The sequence below is a fragment of the Legionella pneumophila subsp. pascullei genome (assembly GCF_900637585.1).
Classification (GTDB): domain Bacteria; phylum Pseudomonadota; class Gammaproteobacteria; order Legionellales; family Legionellaceae; genus Legionella; species Legionella pascullei.
On the sequence record NZ_LR134380.1, the window covers coordinates 1,274,359 to 1,297,190 of the forward strand.

The following is a 22,832-nucleotide window of genomic DNA, read 5'->3' on the forward strand; positions in this document are numbered from 1 at the left end:
ATATCACCTAATCCATTTCCAGTACGGAAATAACCTTTTGTGAGTCGGATAAATCACCGATAATTCGGCGTTCAGGCAAAGGCTCTTTTTTGATTAATAGTGGAGTTGCCAGAATTTTTTCTTCTTCCGCTATCCCCTTGTTTTTACATAGATCCACCACATCAATATCACACAAATCAGCAAGCTTGGGATGTGAGCATATCGATTGCAAATTAATAATAGCACGTTTGGATATAGCACTATTGCCAATCACAAACAGTTTTAGCTTAATTTGAGTCATTCAATTACTCTCTTAGCAATTTATTGGATTCCATTCGCTTAATCAGCTCTTGTTCTTGAGCGAGTAAATCATTTTTTTTAGATATCAGTTCATTCTTTTTAGCCAAATAGTTTATTTTCTGTATTTTATATTGAGCACTTAGTTGTTCTTCAAGGCTATGAATTTCATGTTCAATGCGTTTAATTTCTTGTTTTCTATGGTTTAGTTCTTGTTTTTCTCTTAAGATACAGGCTGATTTTTGAGAGCCAAATATCATTTGGTTATCACCAATATAAGGTTCTTCAATGCGAATCCCTTTATCAGTGACATAAAATTCTTTGATTTGGTTGGATGTTTTTATACCTCGTGCCTTGGCAATGTGGAGCAACCTATTGAATTCCCCATTACTTTGCTCATTGGATAAGCGAATCCAGGTTTCTGTTAAGCTGGACAAACCCAGTATGGTTACCTCGTTGGAATAATCAGGTATCAGTTCAGTAAAAAAAAGGGTTTTATTGAGCGATTTCATATAAGAAATGAAACGTATGAATAATCTCTTGACTTCCATTGCATTACCCAAATCCAAAAGTGATGAGATGGGATCCAGTATCAGGACATCAAATTGCTTTTCCTCTGTTAATTCAATGATTGAAATAATATGATCTTCCAGTCCCATTTCCACAGAGCGCCTTGAATAGATTTGTAATTTTTTTTTGGTGATGTATTTCATTAAATCAATGTTGATAGATTGAGTATGATGAATTAAATCGCTGGGTGACTCTTCGAATGAAATGAATAATACTTTCTTTCCTTGTCGAGCGGCGGATTGGGCAAAACTTGCTGCAAAAAGTGTTTTTGCGGTTCCTGAGCGTCCGCTGATTATTACTTGCGATCCTGTTTGGTATCCTTTATCGCCTAACATCTTATCCAGGATTTTTATACCCGTTTTGAGATATTCACCAGAAATTGTTGTATTTAGTTTCGTGCTGGTTATAGGAAGCAATGAAATGCCATTATGAGTAATAGAAAAGGGATACTCATTAGTGCCATGAGATGAACCACGGTTTTTAATGATTCGCAAATAGCGCGTCATCAAATTGTTCTTTATTTTTTGTTTCAGTTCAATAGCACAATCAACCACATATTCATCATAGATATCTGTTTGTAAAATAGTTTGTGTTTCAGCCATTGTTGTGAGAACGGTAAGATTTTTTTGCCGTGTCCACTGAAACAACCTTAAAAGCTCATAGTTGGGATCATAGTTTTTAATGCCTAAAATAATGGATTGAAGTGAGTCGATAATTAAGGTGTTCGCTTTGATTTTCTGTTGTGCCTGCTCTATACGCAGGAGAAGGGCATTGATGTTGAATTCTCCAGCCACTTCATCTGTCAATACAGGTGTAAAATCAAGAATTAAAAACTTACCCTCTTGCAAAAATTTTTTACTTTCAATATTGAATCCATCCATATGAGAAATAATTTGCTCTGGCGATTCATCGCAGGTGACATAAATAACGCTGTTGTTTGATTTAAGTTGTTCGTGGGCGAAAAAAAGAGTGAAAATTGTTTTTCCTGTTCCAGGGCTGCCTTTGAGAAGGGTTGGTTTATTCTTTAAATAACCGCCATTTAAAATGGCATCTAATCCCTTAACTCCTGTGTTTGTTTTATTGGTATTCACATTTTATCCTTTTAACGAATGAGTATCTTATAATGCCGCAATTCATGCGCCAAACAAGATACTACTTGTTTAATTATAGTACTATATGTTGGTTTCATGGAGTTTTTTATTTGGTTGTATTTAGGTTGGATTGTTTGAATAAAGAATAAAAATTTTTGTTTTTCATTCAATGAAATACTATTTTTTGAAATGCCAAAATAATCCTTCGAATCAGTCACCTCAATTGGCAAGTAGTTGAATTATTTCATTTAGACTAAAAAATCAATTGTAAAAAAACTGACAATTTTCATATAGCTTATTGTTAAATAAAAAAAAATGATGGTAGATTAAATTTTTTTCAATTAAATAAGGGGGAATTGATGCGGTATTCATTATTGGTTTTAGGTATTTTAACTGTGATTACAGCAAGTTTTGGTGCCAATGCTTCTTTAAACCCATCTATAGCTCAACCCACAGCATGCATAAACTCGCAGTTTACTGCAACGGGAAATCAGCACTGGAAATCAATCGTTTTAAAATTAACCAATAATTGCAAGCAGGCAGTTGATTTTCAAAACTCAACGATCTCTTTTCAAACAACGAATGCTTTAAATACCTCCTTCTGGGGAGATTTCTCTCCTTTATCTTACCCGGATAATGCCTTAAATATTGCTTCTCAACCTCAATCTGGTGGAAACTATTTAGCCACTTTAAACCTGCATTTTCCCAGCTATCCAGGTGCTAATAGCAAGTTGCCTGTCGGAAATTCTATTTCCATTAAATATGGGGCAACCACTGATAGTCATATTGAAGGAACAGCAAATGTTTATTTAAGTACAACGGTTGAATCAGGAAGCATCCAATTGATTAATGCTGCTGTAAAACCAACAAACGTGTCACAAGGATATGCTTTAGTGCATGTCACCATGAATGGTCAATCAGTCAGTGATGTGCAATTACCATGGGAAACTTCAAAGACTCTATCTGGGCTTGCCGTAGGCAATTATACCATTTCTGCTGAAACGGTTACTGACAGTAATGGTAATCTTTATTTGGGGCAAGCCAATCCCAGCATGGTGAATGTGATTGCAAACCAAACAACGAGCTCGACTATTAATTATGCTCGGGTACAAGAGACAGGCAAGATCAAGATCCATGTGCAGAACCTCCCTGGCGAATTAAGTAACTACAATGAAAATCCAACTGTTCTCCTTACTCAGAGTCAATCTGGAAATTCACGCTCACAACCAGTTGTTTGGGGGAACACAACAACTGTTGCTGAGTTGAAAGAGGGGAGTAGTTATCAATTCTCAACTTCTGCAATTCAATATAACGATTACAATTGCTGGCCCACTTTCACACCATCTTCATTAGTGGCAGGTGCTAACAGTGTTCCAACTGCCAATTTAACCTATCAGTGTGCCCAGGTTGTTAAAGAGAACGTGACACTTAATGTCAGTGGCGCTCCATCCTCGCTAGCCTCATTGAAAATTATCTTAACCCCCAATGATAGTTCGCAAACAGTGGAACAAACAGTAGACCTGGTCAATGGTGTTGGTTCATCTGTCCTTCCTTTAACGGATGGGGTTATTTATACTCTTTCAAGTGAAGCTGTTCCCGGCTATACAGTACAATTCTCCCCCCAACCATTAACAGTTACAACAAACGCAGCAGTGAGTATTACTTTAACTCAGGTGACTACCGAAAAAGGACGTATTATTGGTTACATCCCTGGTTGGAAAACGCCACCCACTGCCCAGGAATTAGCGAACGCAGGCTATACTCATGTCATGATTGCTTTTGGCGTGTTTAGTACCAATACTCCGGGTGTTATTGTTCCTGCTTTTGAAACAATAACCAAAGAATATATTCAGTCTCTTCATCAAGCCGGGATTAAAGTTATTCTTTCTTTAGGTGGTGCGTTAACCAGTATTCCCAATACAACAGTAGATTTTCACCAGGTTTTAGCGGCCTCTTCTTCACCAGAGGTATTTAAACAAACATTTATCAACTCTTTAAAGGAGTTAATTTCTCAATATGGTTTTGATGGGTTTGATATAGATATTGAGCATGGTATTAACGCTGGCGGTTCCTTTTCTCAACCACAAGGTGACATTGCTGTCTTAGCAAGCATTATTAATACGATGTACAGTCAAAATCCTTCTCTGTTAATTACTCTAACACCTCAAGTGGCTAATATTGCTGCAACAAGCGGTTTCGACCAAACCTGGGGGAATTATGCCTCCTTAACTATGCAAACCCATCAGTCTTTAGCGTGGGTAGGTATCCAGCTTTACAATACAGGATGTGCTTTCGGAATTGATCAAGTATGCTATGGTCCTACACCAACTGATGCCCCTGATTTTTCGGTAGCTATGGCTACCGATTTATTGGAGAATTGGCCAGCAACGGTCAATGGACGTCCTACAGGATTTCAACCTTATATTAGCTATTTAAGACCTTCCCAAGTGGTAATCGGTTATCCTTCTTCAAATGCTAATGGTGGAAGCGACGGTTCACCGGTTACTCCGACAACTACAATCAAGCGGGCTATTCAATGCCTTAGCACAGGGATTGCCAGTAATATCAGTTGTGGGGCTTACATTCCGCCAAGAGCTTATGGGAATATCGGTGGCGTATTTAACTGGGAAGTGACTTATGACAAAAACAATCAATTCAAGTTTGCATCAGAATTGAAAAATTGTGTTATGAATAGTGTTTGTGAGTAATCAATTTGACGGGTCAGGCTCTTTGAGCCTGACACTTAAATCTTGAAATATTGTTTATCATGTATTAGGGCGTGTTGACAATTGGCTCCCAACGCCTACGTGCCGCGACTTGTTCGCGGCATCCAGGAGATGGTCAACTTGAAATCGGTCCTTCGAATAAGTGTGTAATTGATTGATAAATAAGAGTAAACTCGTATTATAACGGTTCTAACCCCAAGTACAAAACGAGCTTGCAATGCTTAGACTTATGCTCAATGATGAGCTTTGGTCGAAGCTGAGGGAGATCATGCTACAGCATAGGATTTATGACAAGCCCAACCTGCGTATGATAGTTGAGGCGATGTTATATCTTATGCGAGTTGGTTGCCCTTGGCGAGACCTCCCGGTAGATTTTGGATGGTGGAATTCAATTTATCAGCAATTTAATCGATGGTCATCGAAAAACAAATTGATGCGAATTTTCAAGACTCTTGTGCAAGAGCCTGACCTGGAATGGGAGTTTATAGACGGCAGTATTGTCAAAGCCCACCAACATTGCGCCGGTGCACCTAACAAAACAATTGAAGCCATTGGTAAATCGGTCGCTGGCAATACAACAAAGATCCATATGGCTGTGGATGCCTTTGGTTTTCCAATTTCATTTCAGTTGACTGGCGGTGAAGTACATGATGCTAAAGGTGCACCGGACTTAATCAGCTCTTTACCGATAGCAACTTATACTATTGCGGACAAAGGTTATGACAGCGAAGAAATTCGAGAACAAATTAAGCAAAAATCTTCCATTCCAATTATCCCCAGAAAGAAAAACTCTAAAACAGGTAATGCTGAAGTTGATTGGGGTTTATATAAATATCGTCACCTAGTTGAAAATATATTTGCCAGACTTAAACAGTTTCGTGCTATTGCAACAAGGTACGATAAGTTAAAACGGAATTATGCTTCAATGCTAGCAATGGCATGCTCATATATTTGGCTTCCTATGTAACCCACATAATTTGAATGATATTATCGAACCGAGTCCAAAACTCGATAACAAGGAAGAAAAATGAAATCATTTTATGCCTATATTAAGGCAAGTAAGCGCAATGGCACCCTATATGTTGGCTCAACATCTGATTTAATTAAGCGGGTCTGGGAGCACAAAAATAAAGTGATTCCAGGGTTTTCAGCACGGTATAATGTACATATCTTGGTCTATTATGAAGTGCATGAAACGTACATAGAAGCTGCTCGTCATGAGAAACGTTTCAAAAATTGGTGCAGACAGTGGAAGTTAAATTTAATTGAAGAGTTAAATCCAGAATGGCGCGATCTTTATGAAGAAATCTGCAGCTGATTAGATCTCATGGATGCCGCGAACAAGTCGCGGCACGTAGGCGTTGGAAGCCAATTGTCAACACACCCTATCTGTTTGATCCAATATATTTTAATTTTGTATAATCATTCTCTCAATGAGAGAGCTTAGCGCAGATTTTTTCCATATCGCGATCACGCAGGTGTCTATCTTGAGGAAATTTGTAATTGGCAACCAAACTTTCTTTAGAAATTTCAAATACTTTTCCATCAGCTAAATTAGTATTTAAAGTTTCTCCACCAAATAGGGTAATGCGTTTTCCATCAAAACGAGAATTGAAATATTTTTTCCAAAATACATCCGATCCTGGTTGAATCATCATATGAATGCCTTTATCCATTTTAAGAGCATATTTAATGGCTCTTGAGGCGAGTTCACTCCCCAATCCATGTCCTCTGGCATTATTGTCAACATAAAGCTGGTCTATTTCTAGCAAGTTTCTGCTTTCTAACCTGGCTGATGAGGCAATTTGAACATAGCCGTGTATCTCTCCTGTTGACTTGTGTTTTGCGGATATCTGTATATTGCCGTTTTGCATAGTTGAGATTTCAAATTTGTAAATAGCCATATTTTGCCCCCATAAAAGACCAGATAATTTTCACTTAGTATAACATATAATCTATTTTGCGGACTTCGATTAGATGAGTGCAGTTAAGCAGTTATTCAGAATTGTCAATCGCACTGAGAGTTTGAGATGCTATGTCTTTGATGATATCACTGTCAAAATAGTTAGTTAAAATAACAACAGTCAATTGCCGGTCTGGAAAATAGTAGTACTGGCCTTGATATCCTGAGCTTGCTCCATTATGGGACCAGGCTATCTCCCCATTAATTTCTTCACGTCCTATTCCAAAACCGTAATCATCTGGAAAGGTAAGCATCATTGTTAAATAGTTTGGAGATAAAAGTATTTTATCTTTCAACAACGCCTGGACAAAGATATTAATATCTTCAGCAGTACTAATTATTCCACCATCAGCCAAGCCGAAACCATCATCATAGTCTGTTACGTCAACCACTTTGCCATCTTCCAAGGTATAGCCATGTGTTGATAAATAATGGTGGTCGTCATCAAATTCTTGCTTTTCTATATATGTATTTTTTAAACGAATAGGTTTCAGGATGTATTTCTTAATTGATTCAGCATAGGATTCTCCGGTTAAGTTTTCGATAATTAATTGCAGCAACAAATAATTAGTATTGCTGTACTCATAAGCTGTTCCTGGCTTAAAGTCAGGTTTTTGATCGTAGACTAGTTTAATGCATTCTTCTGGTGTCCATTCCTTGTCTGCCATAGTATCAATGAGATCACTGTAAGAATCATAATCCGTATAATTAGGAATGCCGCTACGCATTTGCAGTAATTGTTGCACTGTTACCTCATCTCCATTCGGTATACGTTCAATATCTATACTATCTGGCAATAAGTCTGCAATATGATCATCAAGATTTAACTGTTTATCTGCTACCAGTTTTAAGACAGTTACAGCCAAAAATGTTTTACTCATGCTTGCAAGACGAAAACTGTCCGTAATATTCATTGAAATATCATTTTCCTTATCTGCCAACCCTGCCGCGACGGAAATTGTGCCCAAATCAGGACTTGATATCAGTAATACTGCTCCAGGGGTTAATGAGTCTGCAAGGTTGTCTTTTAAGATGGTATGTAATTGCTTGGTTAAGGAAGGGCTCGCAAAGGCAAGTGGACAGTTATTAAAGACAATAAAAATGAAAAACGTATAAATCAATTTCCACTTGCATACATAACGGCTCATTGCAACTCCAATGTGGCAAGGGTTTTCTCACCCACCAAATGAGCTATATCTTAATTCTAGTCGATTTCAGGATAATTTCTTTACTTCCTGTATAAAACAGATTTCTCCTCCAGGTTTCAAATGAATCAGGGAATACAAAAGCCGATGTCTTGATTTTTGTTTGTGTCTTCGTCATAGTGCGAAACCGAGATTAACCAACGGTGGCAAGATACAACAAGAATTTTTTACGAAGCCTCATGTTTACTTTAACTCAAGGAGTATGAATACATGGTCAACAAGATTTGCCTGAGTTTCGCACTATTAATTAGCGCACCCTCCATTTTATTAGCACAAGACAAACTTATTTTTGCTGTGGACATTATTCGTCATGGCGACAGAACGCCGATTGTTGCTTTGCCTACTGTAAATTACCAATGGCAAGAGGGGCTTGGCCAGCTTACGGCAGAAGGTATGCAACAAGAATACAAAATGGGTGTGGCCTTTCGCAAAAAATATATTGAAGAGTTGCATTTGTTACCTGAACACTATGAATACGGAACCATCTATGTCCGCTCTACGGATTATGCACGTACTCTGATGAGCGCCCAGTCATTGTTAATGGGGCTATATCCACCTGGAACTGGGCCATCAATTCCTGCAGGGACCTCCGCTTTACCTCATGCTTTTCAACCTATTCCCGTATTTAGCGCACCGTCTAAGTACGACGAGGTTATCATTCAGCAGGTAGATCGTAAGGAACGGAAAAAGCTAATGGAGCAATATGTTTTTTCTACCAGGGAGTGGCAACAAAAAAATAATGAATTGAAAGACAAATACCCATTATGGAGCCGTCTGACTGGCATTAATATTGATACTCTGGAGGATCTGGAAACAGTTGGTCATACCTTATATGTTCATCAAATCCATAATGCTCCTATGCCGGAAGGATTAGCTTCTAACGATATTGAAACAATTATCAATTCTGCTGAGTGGGCTTTTATGGCACAAGAAAAACCTCAACAAATAGCGAATGTTTATAGTTCAAAGCTGATGACTAACATAGCTGATTATCTGAATTCCGGAAGTATGAAAAAATCTAAACTGAAATATGTTTTGCTATCTGCTCATGATACTACAATAGCCAGTGTATTAAGTTTTTTAGGTGCTCCTTTGGAAAAATCCCCACCTTATGCCTCAAATGTTAATTTTTCTCTCTATGATAATGGAGCAAATTATTACACAGTAAAAATTACCTATAATGGTAATCCGGTACTTATTCCTGCTTGCGGTGGCTCAGTATGTGAGTTACAACAGCTTATAAATTTGGTACATGATTCTAAAAATTGAGTGTAATCACTCATCCTGGAGGCATTTGGCTTGGGTGAGTAATCCTAACCATCTCAAACTATCTGTTGTTGCAAAACAGCAATAGCAGATGGTTTAAAGTAATTCAAATAATCGATCAATTCCAAAAGATCTGGGCGCATGAATGGGATACTCTAATAATCAAAACTCTGTTCAAGATAAGATTTGTTGCGGTCGTGCTCGGAATGCAACCCTTGATAGAGTACACACAAATCTGGATGGAAAAATTTATAAATTAAATATGACCTGACAGATACCTTTGAATAGCTGGTAACTGTCAGATCAAGCGTGAATAACTACGTCTTATATTTAGCTAAGATTAGATTTTAGGTTTATTTTGTAGATCCGGTTCTTGATTTGGATTAATATTCACTGGTTTAGAAAATAAACCAAACCGGTATCTATTAATATCTATTCCTTGATTTAGAGGAATGTTTAATTCTTGATTTGCATCAATATTTAACTCTTGATTTAGATCAATATCTTGTGCATTAAAAAATAACCCAAACCTGAACAGTGCATCTACCTCGCGTAACTTCTCAGCAAGAGCTTTTTCGATACTAACACTATCTAGTTGAGTATATTTTTTTTGAGCTAATGCACGGTCCTTTATTTTTTGCAGTTCAGATATTACAGACTTTTTGTATTTATTAACTGATTCTATAGGGTCATCAAAATTCACAGATTCTATAGGGTATTGACTAATCTTATTCACGTAATATTTAGTTAAATCTAGATGTTCAATAACTGCAGGGCGAGCAGTTGGTGCTGAAGATAGGAATGATCTTATAAAATTGGTCGGTTTTGATTCTAGGTCAACACATGAAATCATTGTTTTTTGTTCGCTAAGGGATAAGGCAGCAAACAGATTGGAAAAACCACTAATCCTTTCATATAGTTTAACGCATTTGCCAATAGTTCTTAAATCTAATAATTTGCCATTTACTTCGCTCATTTTTCGTATCATCTGATACAGTTCAACATCGCCAAATACTTTTTGTCCTATTTTTTCATGGGCTTTTAATAGTTTTTTCTTAAGATCATGTTCATAAGGTTTGGTACTAAATACACCAAAGGAACAATCTCTTTGTTGGATTTCATTTAAACTATAAGTTTCTCGCTTCTGATTATCCCATGGATTGACCAATACAAAATCATACCCACCCGCACTTTTTGGATTAGGAATAATTCTATCAATCCTCAAAGCATGTCCGTCATGTGTTTCCCCATTAGCATCAATTTGACCATATTTCATAGAGATATAAATTGGCTCTAGTGGAGCTATGGTTTTTAATCGTATAATGTTAAGAGCATTCCTGGTATTGTAAGTCATAATACCTAATAAATTACCGACAAATGCTGATGAGCTCCCTTCATATCTTTTTTCTAATCTATTATTATGAGCAAGAATACTTGCCAACGGTAGTTTTTGGTTCCAATCCGATATAAAGTAATAAGAGCTTAAGCGTTCTAAAATTTTTATGGCCAAAGAATTACTTCTTACTCCGTAGGTAGTTTGGTCAATTTCTTGTATTTTCTTTTTGTCAATAAAAAACACGTCTTGATTATTGATCGGATCGTAATGATATTTGTATTTACCCTGCAATTTATCTTTTTGTAAATTTTTACTCAGATCACCAGATTTAAATCTTACTTCAATGCCTTCTTCTGTTTCTTTAAATAATGATTTGATGGTTGCATAACCTTCAGGCCCTGAATTTAGTATACAATCCAAAGCCGCCAAAAGATAACAGTCTCCAGTTTGACCTTGGCGTATAGTTACGAAACCGTCATTTTTTGGGAATAGTGGTGTTGTCATGATTTAATCTCCTAAAAATTTTAAGTTGAAAATTTAAGTTACTCGTATAAATTTTCTCGATTTAAACTCTATGATTACTTGTGCTATTACAGGACCGATGAATGTTCTTCATTTCGATGAGTTAATTGAATAATCAACTCACTTTCTTTCTAAAACAGCTAACCAACTATTCATAGATAATTGTATGATAATTAATCAATATTAACTAAATGTTTTCAAAAAGATCGCTTTTGCGACAAAATAATGCGGAATATAACTCTATTTAAGGTTTTGTGATCAAAAAAATACATAAATTTATCATTGTAGATGTTATCCGAATTTTCAGTACCAATAGATAAATCATGAACTCTGTTTAATTCAAAAAGGCAGAATCCCATAATACTCTGACTTATTAGGTTATGAATGGCATCAACCTCAAGAAGACAAAAGTCAAACCAATGGAACTTGAGAACACTTCCGTAAAACTATTTTACAAAAGCTCTATCAAGTACCATTCGGAAGGAAAATTTACGAATCGGGAAAATAGCCCATTTTTCATAAGTTAAGATTATCTTAATATTTTTGTTTTATAATTAATCACTGTTTAAAAAAATTATCACTAAATTGGGAATGGTTATGTCTAAATTAAGAGCATTGGAAAAAGAAGCGAATGAATTGGCTCTCATTCTTGATCAGGCGCTGTTGAGTCAGTCAACAGAAGTTAAAAGAAGAGCATTATCTCAATTTGAAAATTCAGAATTAATACAAAACAAAGATCAATTACGGATTTTTCTTGACCCAGAGCATCCTATTGTGAGCTTAATCAAACTTGCTACAAAGACTTTGCCAGAAAAAATAGAAAATCTGCAAAAAAAGGTGCGTTTGCTCGAGATCCAATTGACTGCTGAAAATGACGAAACCCTTGATGAATCCATTTCTGATTCTGAAAGTGTTGATTACGATAACGATATCGAAGAAGAGAATGTTGTTCCTGTTACTGTTACTCATCAAGAGCATGTCAGTGAGACCGACACAAGAGCTGTGGCTATTGCACGATTGAGAGAAGCGTTGAAACCTTATATCGATTCTACTCAAGAAAGGACATATGAACACTATTATGGAATGGCTGGAACACTGTTCAGTTTTTTTGGAGCAGCAGGTTACAGTAAGACTGACAAACTAAACGCTATCACCAAATTATTTCAAAATCTTGAAACAGAAGGCGCTGAGCCACTCAATGATACGGATAAAGATATACTAACTACAGGAGTACTTGGTACTACCTTGATGCCGTTGTTAGAAGATGAGCATATCGGTAGTGAATTGAAAGCTTTACTATCGATAAAAACCGATAACGTGAATACAATCTAAAAACTCATATTTGATCAGGAGCTTTCCTATTCATTCGATGTCGGATCAACGATCCGACATCTTAGGCGAAATTCCTGACATATGAAAATCTCTTAACGAGACTCGATTTTAAAGCGTACCTTTTTATCTGGGCTTTTAAATCATTGATTTTAGATCAAATAGTTAAGCCTACTTAAGGGTAAGAACAGACTGCTCAAGGCTATGTTCTGGATTTTCCTCGGAAAATGTTTTAGAGTTTGCATTTCGTGCAAAATGTAAAGCTAAATATCCACCTACCAAAGGTATCAAGTAGCTCAAAAGTCCTATCGAATGATATACCATAGTGTATAAATCAGTTTCAACTTCACATGCGTCAACGGTACCACCCCATCGAGGAGGATCTCCCCAGTAGTATTTATAGCAATCTGTCCTAAACGCATCCGGGTTCTTATCTAGACCTACCTCTCTGGGAAACCATTCAAAAAAAGTGCCCATAATTTCCAATCTCCTGAATAGATTAATTCTTATTATTCTTTGATGCTTGAAATACACAACCAGCCATCCCATTTCCGTATGAAAATAAGCACTTACCGCCCCGATAAAAATCAGTCTGTCATAAATAGTTGCTGGATGAGCCATCAGCATATACTGAAACAAATGTTAGAGCAATATCATAAGAAAACCGTTACATAGATAGGGTGTTAAATTTTCTCTATAGAGAAGATGATCACCGTTTCATTTCGTTAGAAAACGGGGATATATGAAATATCTATGACAAATTGCCAGGGCGTGTTTAAATAAAATATTTATAGATTCTCTAATTAATTTTATACTAAACAGCCACAACATAATTAAACAAAATTGGCCTAATCTGACATAATAAACCAATTGATGTCTTATTTTACCCAATAAAAAATTAGATAATAAATACAATTTGTGATAACTAATTAGTCATGCTTGATGTGATGGCTGAACTATCAATACCTAAATATCTCGCTGGATAAAGACGAAAATATGTATTTATTAAATTTGCAATATCATGGCCTTATGTTTCAGGAAGTGCTTTATACAAGATACCGAGAGGAGTATATTTTATTATAAGACCCTCTTCAGGGCTGTTTCAGGCGAATAGAAACAATGCATTATAAACGGACTCCAGAGAAGCTTTGTAGAGCAGGAATCGTAATTTGATTAAGATATTTATCGATAAAAAAATGCAGCTGCTATTCAGTTGCCTTATTTTTTTTATCTTCACTACTCATGCTAAAGCATTTGAAACACGTGATGTATGGGATGTTTTGCGCAATGAATTTAAGATGAATCATGAAATCCATCGCCCAGAGGTTCAAGATCAAATACGCTGGCTGCTGGATCATCCTGGCTTTGTGACCAAGGTCTGTAAACAAGCTGAACCCTATCTCTATCATGTAACTCGAGAAATACAAAGACGAAATTTACCAGGTGAGCTGGCATTACTCCCAATGATAGAAAGTGCTTACGACCCTTTTGCTTATTCAAAAGTTGGTGCTGCAGGTTTATGGCAAATAATGCCAGTGACGGGAAATCAATTAGGCTTAATACAGGATTGGTGGTTTGATGGAAGACGAAGCATTAATCATTCAACTGAGGCAGCTCTGACTCACTTGATGCATTTAAACAAAGTGTTTAACGGAAACTGGATACTCTCCATCGCAGCTTACGATGCTGGCGAAGGAGCCATAGGCAGAGCTGTAAAAGCAAATAACCCTAAGGGAGGTAGTGTCAGCTTTTGGAATCTGGATGTACCTAAAGAAACACAAGTTTATGTCCCTCGATTTTTAGCTCTGGCTGAAATCATGAGCAACCCTCGGGCTTATAAAATAAATCTGCCTGCAATGCCATTTCGACCTTATTTTGAAGAGGTGAATATTGGCAGTCAAATTGACTTGAATCATGCGGCCAGTTTAGCAGGCATTTCGGTTAATGAATTAACCAAATTAAATCCAGGCTATAATAGATGGGCTACAGCACCCTATAAGCCCTTCACTTTGCTTATTCCTATAGCAAAAGTGACTCAGTTTTATTTCAATTTATCCCATTCACCTGTCGATAAACGAGTGAGCTGGAGAAAACATCTCGTTCTTCCGAAGGATAGCTTACAAAGTATTGCCAGACAATATCATACGACCGCTTCATTAATAAAAAAATTAAATCGTCTGTCAGATGGCTCTATACGACCCAATCAAGTCTTGTTAATTCCGAGTAATAAGAATACTCCTGTATTACCTTTCCATGAAATTTCAAAGTCAAAATTCTTAAGGCAGACGCCAATAAAAGGTAAAGTGTACAGAGTCATACATATTGTCCAACCCGATGAAACGTATAATACACTCGAAAGGCTTTATAAAGTGGCAACTCAAGATATTATGAAATGGAATCATATTGGGGCGGGAGTGGCATTAGTAAAGGGTCAGCAGTTAATTATTTGGAAAAAATCAAGTAATCTTAAATAGAACAAGGCTTTAAAAAAAACCTGATTTTTGTGTTTTAATCGAAAATCTAAGTACCTATTATATATTTTTATACAGCAATTTTCACAATAACCAACTAATGATGCAGATTATATGCAGAGTTTGCACCAAAATATTCGTTGTAGATATGAAGGTAGGACCCATCTTTTTCCATCTCCAACAAAATGTGATTGATTTTATCAAGCAACGCCGATTTGTTTTTAAGGGCTATGATCCCATAGCCGCTTCCTATCGGTATTTTATCGCCAATCAATTTTAATTGCTTGTCTTCAGTCGGGTTTAGATTGTTCACGATGAATCGTGACGCTTGATAGTTGATTAAGATGGCATCAATTTCTTTTGCTGTTAGTGCATTTACTAATTCTGCAGGATCTGTAAACTCTATAAGAGTATTGGTGGTTTGGTATTTTTTTAAAAGTGGAGATTGCTGAAAATTAATCTTAAAGAAACCAATTTTTTTAAAATTGATATCATTCAAGGTATTAATCGAGTTGTTTTTTAATGTTAGAAACTGACCATCGCTGGTTAAGTACGGTAAGCTGTACCGATAGTTGTCAGGTAATGATGTCGTGATAGGGGTTGAGCTAAAAACAATATCAAAAGTACCTCGATCCAAGCCTTTTAACTCACCTTCTTTAGTAATAGGGATGTATTCGCATTTTTCTTGCAAACGGTTGCATATTATATTCATCAGGGCGACAACGAAACCATAATAGTGATTCGCTTTGTCTGATTTTGATGAAAAAGGCGGGGCAAATTGCAAAATACCCACCTTGAGTGATTCACTATGAACAAGAAAATTGCTTATAAACAACAGTATAAATACTATCCGTTTCATAAATTGGGTCTCTTGTAAATTAGTCCATTTTACTGAGAGGTTTATTCTTTTTTAAATTATAGGGCATTAGCGTTCATTTTGGATCTATTTTGCATAGCAATTCGAGTGGAATAAAATTTAAAATATTGTTAGTCACGCAATCAAGAGCCTTTCCGAGGCAGGACTTGAAAGGCATGGGGCAGTATCAAGTATAGGGATATGGTCAAATCCAGTGTTACAGCCCTTAACCGTGTTCCACAATCTATGAATTACAATAAGAAAAATCTTCTTCGTCTTTGTGATCTAATAAAAATGGCTGTATAACAATTTCACTAATCGTCTTTATATCATTCCACATGTTGGTTTCTGCACAGAAATTAATGGTGTAACTAATTAAAACCGCTGAATCCTTTTTGCTAAGCTTAGGATGATCCCCTTTTGAAATATCAGATATTAGAGTTGAAAATTTATGGCTTCCCCTGATCCTTCTTAAATTGTTTTCCGCTACCGGCTGATCTTCTTTAAGTTGCTCCTGGTAGTAGCCTAAAATGACTTGGAGGTATTCTTTCAATAAACAAACATCACCATATAAACAAGGATAAGGGCCATTATTTTGTACTGCCTGATTGAGGCGATTATAACGAGCATCGAGATCCTGAAGGAATTCTTTATTGTTACTTATCCTTGAGTTGAATTTGTGATGAGAACGAAGGATACTTCTTTCAACATCAAACAATTGTTGAAAATTAAATATAATCTTTGAAATTTTTTTAAGATAATCTGTTGTGCATAATATTTGATAAGCTTCCTGGCTGGTTAATGGAATTTTTTTAGAAAACATTTTCATACGCATGATGTGATCTCTGGTTAATTTAGATTTAATTTAAATCTAAATGATTAAAATTAGGCATTTTACAACATTGGATTAGATAAATAAATAAACATAATGATTTTTATATATTCTTTTTGACTTTTGTAGTTTTAGCTGTAGGTTACATAACCAATTTTGGCTATATTGCTCTAGTGAGCATGGACAAATTATTCAATTAAATCAATCGCGTACCAAATATTTGGCTGAATTTTTTTGTGTACTCTATACTTAATGAATCGATTCCAATAATAGTTATATCTATGATTCTAAAGCCGGGCAAATTATTGGTGGCTACTGCTTATCCAGATCCACCGTTTGATATTGAGCAAGGGGATGGTTTTGATGGTGATTTAATAAAAGAAATTTGTCGAATTTTAAATTTACAGCTAGTCCAGATCAAATATGAGGGAGAGAATTTTAATGATATTTTTTCAGGTTTGGCTAATAAAGAATACGATGTTGTAATTTCAGGAACGACCATTACACCAAACCGCTCAAAACAAGTACTTTTTTCGAACCCTTATTTAGAGTTTAATCAGGGTATCGCGGTTAATACTGAATTAAAGCCAAATGTTTCTTCTTTTGAGGACTTGAAAGGTTTGGTTGCTGGTATACAGAAAGGTAATACCTCAGACGAAGTAGCTAAGGATTTATTCCGTAAGAACATACTCAGTGATATTAAATATTATGCATACAATGAAATAGAATTGGCCATACAAGATCTGGCTGCTGGTAAAATTGGTCTAGTCATTAAATTATATCCTGTTATTTCCTGTTTAATTCAAAACTATCCAAACCTGGCCGTTCCTTTGCAGGCTGAAACACACGAAAAACTTGGTATCGCGTTTGCTAAAGATAATTTTAAACTCTGTGATAAAGTCAATATTATCCTGGCCGATCTTGTACAAAATGGTACTTTAAGTCGCTTGCAACATAAGTGGATACGTACCACCTAGGGCAAATTAAGCCAATGTCAGTTTCAACTCAGGAGATAACCTTATTTAAAGACAGGACTTACGATAAACTCCAATCTCTTTGTTAAAAAATGTTTTTAACTCGGTCATTTAGTTTATGTAAACTCCCTCATTAAAAACATTTTTTGCCTCGACCTTGGAGTTTTTCGTAAGTCCTGAAAGAATCTTATTTTTCTTGAATCGTGCTGCAAATATTTTTTTCAGATCCTCTTGAACTTTTATAGAGATAAGTTAATTATCAGGTTGAGCTCTAAAGATCCAATAAAGTGTTATTGGTGTACAAAAGGATTTATAAGATGAAAATATTGAAAACCACCGAAAAAAAATCGCGAAAACCCACTCCTAAAGAGAACAGAGCTTTAGCGCTTCAATTGGTACAAAATACTGAGCCGGACAGAACGTATTATCTGAGAAGCACAGTAGAAGGAATAGGGAATTTTCTTTCTACCCGCATCAGGGAACTTTATAACACTTTAGCCATGACTTTTTCTTTAGACTCTATGGATTGGAGCAGTTTTAAAAAATATATTTGGCCAACGATATCCTCTGGGGCAGCATTGCTTCTTGGGGATTATCTAACCCGATCCATGAGCGAATATCAAACGGGAAGTCCGGAATATGATTTTATTTTTAAATTTCTTTTTGGTACAGCGATATTAGGGTACTGTGCTTTAAACCGGATAACAGACAGGAAATTTAAATCCCAGGTTGAATTGTCTGCTGCTGTGGCCAGTGAAGTCATGGCAATAACCTACATGTACAGTTCGGTTTTTAAAGGAACCACCTATTTATTGAATGATAGTATTTCTGATGAATATTCATTAATTGCCGGGCTGGGAACCAGTGCCTTGGTGGTTCCCAGCGGGATCTCTTATCTAACACAAAAAATACAAGAGATTTTAGTGCGAATTCAATACAATCGCGGAGCACAGCGTTCGGATACTGCGGTGATTTCAAGCGGGCTTACACCGATATCCAATCTGTATTTTCAAATCAACCACTTTATCGCCAGCGAGCTTATGATAAGTTCACGGGCATTTCAATTGGGCCTCATTTCTCACAATATCCGTTATGCAGACAGAATAATGCAGAAATTCCGTAATTTGCCTGCATTATTAGCTGATTTGGCGCCATCGACTATAAAAAAGATGCGTATCCAGCAACAAAAGCTTGAGCATGATTACGAATACAATCATAAGTTACATCAAGTTTTACGCTTTACAGCAGATGGTCCAATGTTTATAAGTATCCCCAGGTATCGATTACGCACAAGGGATTTGGTTTATTGTGATAGCAGCATCGATTTGACTTGTGTACCTCTCTCTGGAGAATTGGTTGCCCTAAAGCGTGATTTGAAAGGGGAATTTACGCAAACGCTCGAGCAAAAAAAATTCAGCGTTAATCTTAAAGCACAAAATGGGGAAGATGTTTGGGTAGAACATGAAACCAAGCCTGATTTTACCTCACATTATAACAAAATAGATTTGCATGCAGTCAGAGATGGCAAACAGGCAGGAGTGTTGGTAGGTGATAAGTTAAACTTGTATGGTAATGACAATGTTTTTATTCAAATTAAACCTGAGAAAGAACTTTTATTAAGCAGTAACTATGAGAAAAAAGCGGTTATTAATGAGATTATTGCCGAACGAAAACAAAGAAGTGTTTTATATTCTATTTTAGGCTCCATCATTATGGCTGCTTTTTTACAAAGGGATATTACTGCAATGCCTGCAGAAACCTTAAGGCTTATGTTTACACTTTTTCAGACTATGATTCCCTTTTCTGAAGCCTTTTTACGTGAAACTGTGAATAGCCGTTTGATGAAAAAATTGAATAGCAACCTGGGGGAACAACCTTTTGGTACCATAGACGCTCTTCGTGTGGTTGATTTATGTAATGCTCTTGGTGGTTATTATCGTGACAGATTTCCCAATGGTGTTGCCATTATTTCGGATAAAACCGGAACTCTTACAACGACAAGGATGGATGTATTAGGGTTATGGACTAATGATATGGCGCCTGAGGTACAGAAGACATTAAAGGAAAAAGAAGGCTTGCTCCTGCCAGAAAAAACACAATGGCTGCAAACTTTTGAAGTATTTTGCAATGCGTTTACAAACAATAAAAAAGAATTGGAGCCTGAAGAGCATGCCATTTTGGAATTATTCAAATCTTTATTGAATAATCAGCAATGTTTGGAAGTTGCTATTCATGGCAATAATCATTTTAAAAAAGTGATTGCCACTCAGGAAACCAGGAAAGAAATTGAGACTTTTCATCTGGGTTTATATCGTACGTTTGGCGGGCGCTTTACTTTGGTCCAAGATGGTTCAAATTATTATCTGGCCTTTTGTGGGGTTCCTAAACAAGAGGCATTTAAAGAAACTCCTTTATTAAAAGCCTATACCACCATGCAAAGTCGCACGGGTGTATTATCTCGTGATTGGTGTTTGGCTCGAGGTAAGCTCAGTGAACGAGAGTTTGCAATTCTGAAAGAATTATTTGGTAAGGATGATAAAAAAGCGATTGAGCATTTTATTTTGGAAAATAGAGCCTTACTCGAAAATTTGGGGTATTACGGTACTTTTATTATTGATAATCCTGTAAAAAAAGGGGCAGAAAAATTTATTGCTCAATGTCGGGAAATATCCGTTCCAGTTTTTGTAGCGACAGGAGATACGACCAAAGCAGCAGAAAATATTGCCAAAGTATTGTGCCCGGCGAATGCAGGGAAAATTCTTACTCTGCGTGCTGATCAGGTTGATGAAAAAGGGGTTGAGCTTTTAAATGAAGAAAATTATCCATCTGATTCCACGGTCATATTTTCAGGTATCAATGAAGCGATATTGATAAGATTTCAAAAATTGATGGACAGGGAAGGGGGAAAACGCCCTGTCATTATTTTTGCTGAAATGAGCACTGAGGGAAAAGGTATTTTAGCTCGTTATCTTAAAGACCATCATTATTTTGTTGTTGCCAACGGCGATGGTACCAATGATGTCATGATGATGAAAAATTCGAATGTGGTGATAGCGCATCATTCAGATGATGGAACTTTTGCTCCAGGAGTGGATGGCTTATCCAATATCAGTGAGGAGCAGCTAAGACGGCTGTTTGGTTCGCAGAAAACTTTTTATGAACTGTTTGACATTAATCTACCCAAAAGTCTGTTTGTTCAAAAATTTGCTCCTCTAGCCAACTCGCAGGAAAAGCCAACCATGGCTCTGGCGCTCAAAAGTGGAAAAATGACGTTTGATTTGGCTAAAACAGTTGGAGCAGATGTCACAGAAATGAATCAGCAGCATTGGTATAGTGTCGTTTTTGACTTATTGTGGTTGTGGATTGCTTTTTATGAAATAAATGAAAGTTCCGATTTGCCAATGGATAATCGGAACATCAATGCTTCAAGATTGATTTCCAATACTATGGGGATTGCTTTGATAATCGCTGTTTTTCAATCCCTGGCTAATTATGCTCTGTTTAACGAATCTACGAACTTAACCAGTATGCTGCTTATGTTAACTTTTTTGCCTTTCATTCTTAAAAGTGTTTTTTCAGGCTTTAGAATGGTTCAGGACAGTTTATACCCAAAGGTGGAAATAACAGAAATTGAAGACGAGGAAGAGACAAGTTCTAATAGCTCCATTTTGAGTTATTTTGGAACTTTTTTTTCACGCAAGCCTGCAAAGCAATTGGAAGGTTTAAACTGTGCTCCAGCATTAAAATAGCTCCTTTGCATAACGGGGCTGTTTTATTTTGTCGCTCGGTCGTAAATATTTCTGTGATGCTTATTGACCTCATGCAAACTATGCTTTTTTTTAATTTTAAAGATAATCATACAATTTCTTATGATTAATTTTTCCACTGTTGGTCAAGGGCATCTCATCAATAAAGTAAATTTTTGCAGGTACTTTATATTGAGCAATTTGCTCAAATAAGAAAGAATACAATTCTTCTCTTATCAATTGACTCCCATTTTTCACGACTACAAAAGCAATTGGTATTTCTCCTTCCTCTTTGTCAGGCACACCAATCACAGCTGCTGCATTAATAGACGGATGTTTATAAATTGCTGCTTCCACTTCTCCCGGCATAATATTGGATGTATTGCGGATAATAATGTTTTTAATCCGACCTTTATAATAAAAATAACCTTGCTCGCCCTGTGCTCCGCAATCCCCTGTTTTAAACCAACCTTTTATGAATGCTTCGCAGGTTTTTTTAGCATTATTCCAATAACTATGCATCACCATATCGCCTTTTACCTGGATTTCTCCTGTTTCACCACAAGGTACTTCCTCTCCATTTGCGTCCACAAGACATAATGTGACTCCTGGTACTGGTTTGCCAATACAGGATTTTTGAGTCAAATCAGGGGTTCTGCAGACAGTTAACCAAATGGCTTCAGTCATTCCATAACCTACTTGAATTGCTTTACCAGAACAAGCCAGAAATTTGTCCTGAACTGCTACGGGTAGTGCATCCCCACCTGTATAAATTCCGCGAAATGATTTAAACGTTTCTGTATTACAGCGTCCAGAGTCTAATAATTTGATATAGGTATCAATGTGATGTACGGCGAGCGTTGGCTTTTCATGCTCGACGGTCGCAAGATACCAATCCATATCAAAACCATCATTAACTAATGCGGTGCCTCCTCGTGATAGTGCAGAGAATGTTTCAATAAATCCACTCACATGACATTGTGGTTCACAAATTATCATTTTGTCTTCAGCGGTAATGTTTTCCAGAGCTAATGATGTTGAGTCGAGCATTGCGTCAATGGAAGAAAGCGTGTGAACAACTCCTTTGGGTTCTCCTGTTGAGCCGGAGGTATAAAAAATCACTGCAGGCGCTTTATAATTTATGCGATGTTTTGGGCAATTCACTGGTTCACTTAATAATTCATTAAAAGATAAATAGGGATGATTATGAGTTTCACCCAGCACAAAAATTTTTTTAATTCCTGTCGCTGACCAATTGATTTTTTCTAACAAAAATAACTTGTTTGCTTCGATAATTAAATAAATTGGTTGGGCATCTTGCAATACCTTTTCCAACTCAGGTGGTGCATAGCGACGATTAACTGGCATGGCTATACATCCCGATTGAAAGCAGGCCAGATAAATGGCTATGATTTCAAGACTATTGGGCAACATAAAAGCGATTCGGTTTCCTGAGAGTGTTTCATTTTCAAAGTGAGTTGCAAGATGATTTACAGTATCAAACAATTTCTTATAGGATATGGGTTTGCCTGCAATAGCCATAGAATATTTTTTCATATCGCATGCGATCTCTGAAAAAATAAGCTGTTCTATTCCTCTTTTAGTCATGATGCTTGCCTGCTTGATTTGTTACTTTTTATATTATGGGTAATAATTAATAATTATGGGC

At 36.5% G+C, this 22,832-nt stretch carries 17 protein-coding genes; 8 read left to right on the forward strand and 9 right to left on the reverse strand.

What is annotated here, in order from left to right:
• Positions 1-7 precede the first annotated feature (7 nt).
• A complete protein-coding gene (locus tag EL201_RS05895; protein WP_027221353.1) occupies positions 8-280 on the reverse strand; it encodes a circadian clock KaiB family protein in 273 nt (90 codons plus the stop codon).
• Between the two features lie 4 nt (positions 281-284).
• Positions 285-1,937 (reverse strand): circadian clock protein KaiC, encoded by a 1,653-nt coding sequence (gene kaiC / locus EL201_RS05900; protein WP_027221354.1) that lies wholly within the window; start codon positions 1,935-1,937, stop codon positions 285-287.
• A 359-nt stretch (positions 1,938-2,296) separates the two neighbouring features.
• On the opposite strand from kaiC, the gene EL201_RS05905 reads away from it, so the two are divergent.
• From EL201_RS05905 to EL201_RS05915, 3 genes are all read left to right on the forward strand, one after another.
• Complete coding sequence (locus EL201_RS05905; protein ID WP_027221355.1) at positions 2,297-4,645, forward strand: glycosyl hydrolase family 18 protein; 2,349 nt, start codon at positions 2,297-2,299, stop codon at positions 4,643-4,645.
• A gap of 235 nt (positions 4,646-4,880) precedes the next feature.
• Positions 4,881-5,630 carry an IS5 family transposase gene (locus EL201_RS05910; protein ID WP_027221356.1) on the forward strand — a complete coding sequence of 250 codons (750 nt, stop codon included), beginning with the start codon at positions 4,881-4,883 and terminating at the stop codon, positions 5,628-5,630.
• A 60-nt stretch (positions 5,631-5,690) separates the two neighbouring features.
• Positions 5,691-5,981: a GIY-YIG nuclease family protein gene (locus tag EL201_RS05915; protein ID WP_027221357.1), complete on the forward strand. Its 291-nt coding sequence runs from the start codon at positions 5,691-5,693 to the stop codon at positions 5,979-5,981.
• Positions 5,982-6,093: 112 nt separating this feature from the next.
• Here EL201_RS05915 and EL201_RS05920 read toward each other — a convergent pair whose 3' ends face one another.
• Together EL201_RS05920 and EL201_RS05925 are read right to left on the reverse strand one after the other, a co-directional pair.
• Complete coding sequence (locus EL201_RS05920; protein ID WP_027220996.1) at positions 6,094-6,567, reverse strand: GNAT family N-acetyltransferase; 474 nt, start codon at positions 6,565-6,567, stop codon at positions 6,094-6,096.
• 91 nt (positions 6,568-6,658) lie between these two features.
• A complete protein-coding gene (locus EL201_RS05925; protein WP_027221358.1) occupies positions 6,659-7,774 on the reverse strand; it encodes a serine hydrolase domain-containing protein in 1,116 nt (371 codons plus the stop codon).
• 267 nt (positions 7,775-8,041) lie between these two features.
• Here EL201_RS05925 and EL201_RS05930 point away from each other — a divergent pair, with 267 nt between their 5' ends.
• The gene (locus EL201_RS05930) at positions 8,042-9,100 is read left to right on the forward strand and encodes a histidine phosphatase family protein (protein WP_027221359.1); all 1,059 of its coding nucleotides are present in this window, start codon (positions 8,042-8,044) and stop codon (positions 9,098-9,100) included.
• Positions 9,101-9,437: 337 nt separating this feature from the next.
• Here the strand turns inward: EL201_RS05930 and EL201_RS05935 are convergent, their stop codons facing one another.
• On the reverse strand, positions 9,438-10,937 hold the full coding sequence (locus EL201_RS05935) for a hypothetical protein (protein WP_027221360.1): 1,500 nt from the start codon (positions 10,935-10,937) through the stop codon (positions 9,438-9,440).
• A 579-nt stretch (positions 10,938-11,516) separates the two neighbouring features.
• On the opposite strand from EL201_RS05935, the gene ceg19 reads away from it, so the two are divergent.
• A complete protein-coding gene (gene ceg19 / locus EL201_RS05940) occupies positions 11,517-12,287 on the forward strand; it encodes a Dot/Icm T4SS effector Ceg19 (RefSeq protein ID WP_080272891.1) in 771 nt (256 codons plus the stop codon).
• A 168-nt stretch (positions 12,288-12,455) separates the two neighbouring features.
• Here ceg19 and EL201_RS05945 read toward each other — a convergent pair whose 3' ends face one another.
• Positions 12,456-12,905: a hypothetical protein gene (locus EL201_RS05945; RefSeq protein WP_231955173.1), complete on the reverse strand. Its 450-nt coding sequence runs from the start codon at positions 12,903-12,905 to the stop codon at positions 12,456-12,458.
• A 548-nt stretch (positions 12,906-13,453) separates the two neighbouring features.
• On the opposite strand from EL201_RS05945, the gene EL201_RS05950 reads away from it, so the two are divergent.
• Positions 13,454-14,758, forward strand: coding sequence for a transglycosylase SLT domain-containing protein (locus tag EL201_RS05950; RefSeq protein ID WP_027221363.1), 1,305 nt, complete (start codon positions 13,454-13,456; stop codon positions 14,756-14,758).
• A 94-nt stretch (positions 14,759-14,852) separates the two neighbouring features.
• Here EL201_RS05950 and EL201_RS05955 read toward each other — a convergent pair whose 3' ends face one another.
• Both EL201_RS05955 and EL201_RS05960 read right to left on the reverse strand, forming a co-directional pair.
• Complete coding sequence (locus tag EL201_RS05955) at positions 14,853-15,614, reverse strand: transporter substrate-binding domain-containing protein (RefSeq protein ID WP_027221364.1); 762 nt, start codon at positions 15,612-15,614, stop codon at positions 14,853-14,855.
• Positions 15,615-15,855: 241 nt separating this feature from the next.
• Positions 15,856-16,434: a hypothetical protein gene (locus tag EL201_RS05960; protein ID WP_269456674.1), complete on the reverse strand. Its 579-nt coding sequence runs from the start codon at positions 16,432-16,434 to the stop codon at positions 15,856-15,858.
• Positions 16,435-16,724: 290 nt separating this feature from the next.
• On the opposite strand from EL201_RS05960, the gene EL201_RS05965 reads away from it, so the two are divergent.
• Positions 16,725-17,420: an ABC transporter substrate-binding protein gene (locus EL201_RS05965; protein ID WP_027221366.1), complete on the forward strand. Its 696-nt coding sequence runs from the start codon at positions 16,725-16,727 to the stop codon at positions 17,418-17,420.
• Positions 17,421-17,734: 314 nt separating this feature from the next.
• Positions 17,735-21,166 (forward strand): cation-translocating P-type ATPase, encoded by a 3,432-nt coding sequence (locus EL201_RS05970; RefSeq protein WP_027221367.1) that lies wholly within the window; start codon positions 17,735-17,737, stop codon positions 21,164-21,166.
• 96 nt (positions 21,167-21,262) lie between these two features.
• On the opposite strand, the gene EL201_RS05975 is transcribed toward EL201_RS05970, so the two are convergent.
• Positions 21,263-22,771: a class I adenylate-forming enzyme family protein gene (locus EL201_RS05975; protein ID WP_027221368.1), complete on the reverse strand. Its 1,509-nt coding sequence runs from the start codon at positions 22,769-22,771 to the stop codon at positions 21,263-21,265.
• Between the last annotated feature and the right edge of the window lie 61 nt (positions 22,772-22,832).

Coding starts and splice junctions, on each gene's coding strand:
- EL201_RS05945 (WP_231955173.1), bottom strand. CDS start 12,905: ATGGCTCATCCAGCAACTATTTATGACAGACTGATTTTTATCGGGGCG.
- EL201_RS05965 (WP_027221366.1), top strand. CDS start 16,725: ATGATTCTAAAGCCGGGCAAATTATTGGTGGCTACTGCTTATCCAGAT.
- EL201_RS05925 (WP_027221358.1), bottom strand. CDS start 7,774: ATGAGCCGTTATGTATGCAAGTGGAAATTGATTTATACGTTTTTCATT.
- EL201_RS05930 (WP_027221359.1), top strand. CDS start 8,042: ATGGTCAACAAGATTTGCCTGAGTTTCGCACTATTAATTAGCGCACCC.
- EL201_RS05970 (WP_027221367.1), top strand. CDS start 17,735: ATGAAAATATTGAAAACCACCGAAAAAAAATCGCGAAAACCCACTCCT.
- EL201_RS05895 (WP_027221353.1), bottom strand. CDS start 280: ATGACTCAAATTAAGCTAAAACTGTTTGTGATTGGCAATAGTGCTATA.
- EL201_RS05935 (WP_027221360.1), bottom strand. CDS start 10,937: ATGACAACACCACTATTCCCAAAAAATGACGGTTTCGTAACTATACGC.
- EL201_RS05955 (WP_027221364.1), bottom strand. CDS start 15,614: ATGAAACGGATAGTATTTATACTGTTGTTTATAAGCAATTTTCTTGTT.
- EL201_RS05960 (WP_269456674.1), bottom strand. CDS start 16,434: ATGTTTTCTAAAAAAATTCCATTAACCAGCCAGGAAGCTTATCAAATA.
- EL201_RS05915 (WP_027221357.1), top strand. CDS start 5,691: ATGAAATCATTTTATGCCTATATTAAGGCAAGTAAGCGCAATGGCACC.
- EL201_RS05920 (WP_027220996.1), bottom strand. CDS start 6,567: ATGGCTATTTACAAATTTGAAATCTCAACTATGCAAAACGGCAATATA.
- EL201_RS05910 (WP_027221356.1), top strand. CDS start 4,881: ATGCTTAGACTTATGCTCAATGATGAGCTTTGGTCGAAGCTGAGGGAG.
- EL201_RS05905 (WP_027221355.1), top strand. CDS start 2,297: ATGCGGTATTCATTATTGGTTTTAGGTATTTTAACTGTGATTACAGCA.
- EL201_RS05975 (WP_027221368.1), bottom strand. CDS start 22,771: ATGACTAAAAGAGGAATAGAACAGCTTATTTTTTCAGAGATCGCATGC.